Consider the following 5,521-nt stretch of genomic DNA (forward strand, 5'->3'; position numbering starts at 1 on the left):
CGGCCCGTCCTCGCCCCAGGCCCCCGCGATCCGGCTGGTCGGGCCCACGAAAGCCAGCCCAACCCGCCGGAAATCGACCTAAATCACCGGTATTGCCCCTAGGCCGTCGCGAGTCGGACCTGGCTGGTCGGGGACCGGGCCGGGCCGACGACGCCTCAGAGTGGGGCAGAGTAACCAGCTGGCGGGCGGGGCGCAGTGGGACGGCGCCGCCGCAGCTGGTCTTGTCGTGGCGAGTCCGCTGGAGGGGTTCGCCACCCTTGGCTCTTTCAAACGTGCGCAGCTCTCATCCGGCCTGTCGAGCTGCGCGTTGGGCGCCTCCAGTCTGCCCGGTCGGCTGATGGGATCCTCCAATAATGGGGAAGGGAATCGCCGGATGAGTTGTACGTGTCACTCTGCCTGTCTGTGATGGCGGCGACACACTGGGGGAGGCTTGTCAATCCCCTGGTTTCGTAGAGACCTTCCTTATGCGGCCAGGTCCTCCTGGTGGTGGCTGGCGCGAGCTTCGCTGATGATCCGTTCGAACTCCACCGGCGGCAGTCCGCCGGCCGCGCTATGCCTACGGCGCGTGTTGTAGAAGTCGGCGATCCAGGTCGCGCTCTTCAGCCGGGCCTCGGTCTGGGTGGCGAACTTGTGCCGATGGATGTACTCGACCTTGATCAGCGAGTTGAAGCTTTCCGCGGCGGCGTTGTCCAGGGCCGAGCCCACGCGTCCCATGGACTGCACCACACCCAGCCGGTCGCACAGCTCGTTGTAGGCAGCAGAGGTGTACTCGGCGAGTTCAACCGGTCGTTGCAACACCGGGCTGTTGTAGTGAGCGTGGCGGCGGCCATCTTCAGTGAGGCGGCGACCAGGCCGGCATCGTGGTGGGCGCCCGTCGCGTAACCCAGCAGCCGGCGCGAGAACAGATCGATGACCGTCGCTAGGTACAACTTCCCTTCCCCGGTCTCGACTTCGGTTATATCGCCTACCCAGAGCACGTTCGGAGCGACTGCGTCGAAATGCCGGCCGACCAGGTCGCGGGCGGCTCTGCGCTTGCCCTGCCGGGTCAGCGAGCGGCGGCGGCGCGGCGGCTTGCGGCCCTGCAGCCCGAGCTCGGCCATGATCTCGGCGACCGTGTTCACCGAGACCTTCCAGCCTTCGGCCCACAGGTCGAGCGTGATCCTCGGGAGCCGTAGGTGTCGCCCGATCGGCGGAAGAAGTAGGTGATGCGCTCCTCCAGCCGTGCGCGCCTGACCTCGCGGTCCGTCGGCTCGTCCGGTCGGCGGCGCCACTTGTAGAACCACGCCTCGGACACCCCGAGCGCGCGGCAGGAGACGGTGTGCGGGATGTCGTGCTCGGTCCTCTGGTCGCTGATCACCCCGACGAGTGCAGTCGGGTCCGCCACAGCTACTTCACCCACAGGACCATGCAGCGTTTGAGGACATCGCGCTCCATCTCCAACTCCCGTACGCGCTTGGCTTGTTCGGCGGACTGCCGCCGTAGCCTGGCCAGCTCCTCGCGTTCGGACTCGCCCAGCGTGCCGTCACCGCCGGCCTTCCGCGCCCGCGAGACCCAGGTGGCCAGGGTGGTCTCGTTGATCCCCAGCTCCCGCGCGACCTCCGCCGCCGGCTTCCCGGTCTCGGCGACGATCCGCACAGCCCCCTCATGGAACTCCGCGTCGAACTTCCGCCTCTTCTCCGCCATGACTCCCAACTTCCCCTTCAGTCACGGCCTCTACGCTACGAGGGGAAGGCCACGGTGACACTTCCCCGGGCCGGAATGACACCGGTGAGCTGCGGCCCGGCGGCGGTGGTGTGCGCGGACCGCACCGGGACCATCGGCTACAACCGTTCCGACGGACGGGTGCTGTGGAACAGCACCACGGAGACCGGAACCCTCCCGGTCGGCGACAGCGGGCGGGTGTGGTCCGTGGACCCGGACGGCTCGGTGCTCGCACGCGACGCACACAGCGGTGCCACGCTCTGGCGTTCGTCCGACACGGTCCCCGGAACACAGGCCCTCGCCCTGCCGCTGCCAGATCTGCTGCTGGTCACCGGAGCGGACGGAGCACTGCACGGCTACGACGCAGCCGGAGGACGCCGACTGTGGAGCAGTACGGCACTGGGCACCTCCTACCGCCTCCAGGGCATGCCCTCGGCGGGGCTGCTGATCGTCCTGCTCCTCGGAGACCCGGCCCGGGCCATCAAGGGCGCCTTCCGCTTCGTGGCGCTCGACGGTGCGACCGGACGCCAACGCTGGAGGCTCGACGCCCAGGACCTGTACGCGCCGCCGAGCGGGAACCGACTGTACGCCCTGGCCCCGGATCTCGCCCTCGCCGCCGTGGACGGCCAGGACGGAACCACCCTCTGGAACCGGCCCACCGGTCTTCCGCCGGCCTCCGCGACCATGTACGCCGGCGCCTACCAAGGTTCGCTCTCGCTCCGCCAAGGAGTGGTCACCTGCCTGCCCGTCGCCGCGGTGACGGCCGACGACGCCCAGACCGTGACAGCGGCGTTCGACACCGCGGGCACCCGGCTGTGGACCGGCTCGCACACCGGCGCCGTCACCGGGTGCGCGGACGACGGGACCGTAGTCGTGACCGGCGGCCCGCAGGGCGCGTCCGGCGTCGACCTGCACACCGGGCGCACCGCGTGGACCTGGCCGTCAGCGCAGGGTGCCGCCACCGTACAAGGCGCCTCTGGAGGGGCGGTCCTCGTCACCACGCCGACCGCCGCCGGCGGAATCACCCTGCAGTCACTCACCAGCGCCACCGGCACCCCGCAGTGGCACCAGACGTTCGCCCGGCAGCCAGGGGCCCCGCAAACCCTCCTCCAGGACTCGGCCCTCCTGCTCCGCTACGGAACCACCCTGACCGCCTATCACCTGTCAGCCCGCTGACAGCCTCCGAAAGGTTCATCACCGGATGGCCGAGATCGAGGACACCCCACCCGCGACACAGCCGCTGCCGACCCTCCCGAGCACACGCCCCCTGCCGGCACAGGCCACTCCCGCCACCCTCCCCGACCCGGCGGACCTGCGCCCGGCCGGGCCCGCCCGGCGGTGGACCTGGCTGCTCGCAGGCATCACCGCCGGTGCGGGCACCGCAGCGCTCGTCCTGGGCCTGGTGGCCAACCTCGTCACCCCGGCGACGACCGCCGCGCCCGCGCCGACCGCCACGCCCGCGTCCTCCGGCCCGGCGAGCCCCACCACCGCGCCCTACACCACCTTGGTCGCGGGCTGCGCGCTCCTGCGCCCCGAGACGGTCGACCGCTACGCCAAGGGAGCCGCCTGCACCGAGCACAAGCCGGTCGGGGGCACAACGTTGGCGAACGGGAGCTGGTCAAGCAGGGAGCCCGGCCTGACCGAGATGCTGGTCATTGTCATGCTGTCCCCGTTCGCCGACCGCACCTACCAGCAAACACTGTCCAGCGACCGGACGATGGCGGCCACCGCGGGCATGAAGACGACGGACGACCGGGCCGTTCCCGGCCTCGGGGAGAAGGCGACCCTCTTCTACACGACCGCGAGTGGGTTCGGCCATGTCGACCTCGTGGTGCTCCAGCGCAACGCGCTCATCACCATGCGCTATGAAGCACACACCCTCTCCGGGTACACCCTCAAGGACATCCCGCCCGCCGACGCCGAAGCCGCCGCCACCGCCTGCGCCCAGGACGCACTGGCCACGCTCGCCGCCTCGTGAAGCCACAACGCCACCAACACACGGTGCGGCTCGCGGCTCACCTCGGCCCAGCACCGCGACGTCGAACCTCAGTGGCTGTTGTCTTTCCGGGCTTGAGGGCTGCGTTTCCGCTGTTCAGGCATGGGGTCGGTGGTCTCGGGGAGTGGTGACGTGTCGTGTCGTCGCTCTGGTAGAGGTCAAGGATGCCGTCGGTCGTGGGGCTGCTGGAACAGCGTGAGCTGACCGCTCGCCGTCGTGTGGACGGGCTGCGGGAGGAGGCCGACCGTATCCAGGCCGAGCTGGCCGTGGCCGAGCGGGAGTGGAACGAGTGGGTCATCGCCCGCTCGCGGGTCGGCGAGGTGCTGGCCCCGACCGACGGCGGTGCCGCCGGCCCCGGCTCCTCGGAGGACCTGCGGGATCCGGGTGAACCGGCGGTGCGGCCCGAGGCCCCGGACGCGGCGAAGCCGAAGTCGGTGGTGCCGATGTGGCGCGCGGGGCTGGCCTGGTCGGCGCTGTCGGTGGACTATCAGCGGGTCGTGCGAGTCCTGGCAGACCGCGATCGGCTCGGTCAAGGTCCGTTGGCATGCCAGGAGTTGGCTGTCGGCTTCGGCCTGGATGTGGTGCCGGCGAAGGTGGAGGCGTTGCGGTCGAAGGCGAAGCGGCTGGTGGCCCGGGGTTGGCTGGTCGAGTCGGCGCCGGGTCGGTTCACGCTCGCGAAGGGCGTGGCCGGGCAAGGCGGCGGGTCATGAGCAGGGTCATGGACCAGTAGATCACCGCCTCGGAGCTGCTGGTGGATCGCTCGAAGTCGCGTACCAGGCGACGACTTTGCATCAGGTGCGCGAAGAAGCGTTCCACGATCCATCGCTTGGGCAGCACGACGAAGCCGCGCATGTCGTCGCTGCGTTTGACGATGGCGAGGACCAGGGCGAGGGCTGTGAGGCAGTACTCGACGAGGCTGCCGGTGTAGCCGCCGTCGGCCCAGACCAGGGCCAGCAGGTGGTGCGCGGCCGCCACCTGGGCGAGCAGGACCTGGGCGGCGGCGCGGTCACCGGTGTCCGCGGCGGTGACCATCACCGCCAGCAGCAGGCCGAGGGTGTCGACGACGACGTGCCGCTTACGGCCGTTGATCAGCTTGCCGCCGTCGAAGCCGCGGCTGTCGGAGCCGACGACGGCGTCCGCCTTGACCGACTGGGAGTCGATCACGCCCGCGCTCGGCTCCGGATCCCGCCCGGCCTTCTCGCGGACCTTGCCGCGCAGTCGGTCGTGGAACTCCCGGACCAGACCCAGGTCGCGCCAGCGGCGGAAGAACGCGTAGACCCGGTCCCACGGCGGGAAGTCGGCCGGCACGGCCCGCCACTTCGTGCCGTTGTCGACCAGGTAGTGGATGGCGTCCAGCATCGTCCGGTGGCAGTACGCCTCCGGCTGCCCGCCCCGCCCTTGCAGCCATCCCGGCACCGGCAGCAGCGGCCTCACCGCCGCCCACTCGGCGTCCGACATGTCCGTCGGATAGCGGGGCTCGCGCACCCCGTGGTCGGCCGCGTTCCCGAACTGGTGAGCCAGGCAGTCACACGCGAGGGTGACCGCGATGGACTCCGCTCCCACGATGCCGTACAACTGCGACAACAGGGCCTCCTGGCCAGCTTGTTGGCGTAGACACCCTTCGAGCTACCAAGAGGCCCTGCTTTCATGCACGGCTATCGCCACAGTCACCCGATCGAGACTCCCGTTCGACCAACACTCCTCAAGATCGGAACGACAACAGCCACTAAGCTTGACTCTGTCGGTGATCTTGGTGTTCGGCTGCCTGGGATCGTGGTGGTGCGTCAGTCTTGCGGTTGTACGAGGCCCGTGAGACTGGCGAGG

General features: G+C 70.0%; 7 protein-coding genes and 1 pseudogene. 3 read left to right on the forward strand and 5 right to left on the reverse strand.

Features of this window, described 5'->3' with window-relative positions; all coding sequences use genetic code 11:
* Positions 1 to 462: 462 nt before the first annotated feature.
* The 4 genes and pseudogenes from ACZ52R_RS43230 to ACZ52R_RS43245 all read right to left on the reverse strand — a co-directional run bounded on the left by ACZ52R_RS43230 (position 463) and on the right by ACZ52R_RS43245 (position 1,683).
* Positions 463 to 798 (reverse strand): integrase core domain-containing protein, encoded by a 336-nt coding sequence (locus ACZ52R_RS43230; RefSeq protein ID WP_465755553.1) that lies wholly within the window; start codon positions 796 to 798, stop codon positions 463 to 465.
* 74 nt (positions 799 to 872) lie between these two features.
* Positions 873 to 1,121 (reverse strand): annotated as a pseudogene (locus tag ACZ52R_RS43235) (DDE-type integrase/transposase/recombinase); the annotation flags it as partial.
* Positions 1,118 to 1,357, reverse strand: coding sequence for a hypothetical protein (locus ACZ52R_RS43240; RefSeq protein WP_465755554.1), 240 nt, complete (start codon positions 1,355 to 1,357; stop codon positions 1,118 to 1,120). The pseudogene ACZ52R_RS43235 and the gene ACZ52R_RS43240, both read right to left, overlap by 4 nt.
* A 29-nt stretch (positions 1,358 to 1,386) precedes the next feature.
* A complete protein-coding gene (locus ACZ52R_RS43245) occupies positions 1,387 to 1,683 on the reverse strand; it encodes a transposase (RefSeq protein WP_465755555.1) in 297 nt (98 codons plus the stop codon).
* A gap of 75 nt (positions 1,684 to 1,758) precedes the next feature.
* On the opposite strand from ACZ52R_RS43245, the gene ACZ52R_RS43250 reads away from it, so the two are divergent.
* From ACZ52R_RS43250 to ACZ52R_RS43260, 3 genes are all read left to right on the forward strand, one after another.
* Positions 1,759 to 2,877 carry an outer membrane protein assembly factor BamB family protein gene (locus ACZ52R_RS43250; protein ID WP_465755556.1) on the forward strand — a complete coding sequence of 373 codons (1,119 nt, stop codon included), beginning with the start codon at positions 1,759 to 1,761 and terminating at the stop codon, positions 2,875 to 2,877.
* A 25-nt stretch (positions 2,878 to 2,902) separates the two neighbouring features.
* A complete protein-coding gene (locus ACZ52R_RS43255) occupies positions 2,903 to 3,679 on the forward strand; it encodes a hypothetical protein (protein ID WP_465755557.1) in 777 nt (258 codons plus the stop codon).
* Positions 3,680 to 3,861: 182 nt separating this feature from the next.
* Complete coding sequence (locus ACZ52R_RS43260; RefSeq protein ID WP_465755558.1) at positions 3,862 to 4,407, forward strand: hypothetical protein; 546 nt, start codon at positions 3,862 to 3,864, stop codon at positions 4,405 to 4,407.
* Here ACZ52R_RS43260 and ACZ52R_RS43265 read toward each other — a convergent pair.
* Positions 4,364 to 5,281 (reverse strand): IS5 family transposase, encoded by a 918-nt coding sequence (locus ACZ52R_RS43265; RefSeq protein WP_465755559.1) that lies wholly within the window; start codon positions 5,279 to 5,281, stop codon positions 4,364 to 4,366. The two genes, ACZ52R_RS43260 and ACZ52R_RS43265, sit on opposite strands and share 44 nt — an antisense overlap.
* Positions 5,282 to 5,521 lie beyond the last annotated feature (240 nt).

The sequence above is a fragment of the Kitasatospora sp. NPDC034023 genome (assembly GCF_055575795.1).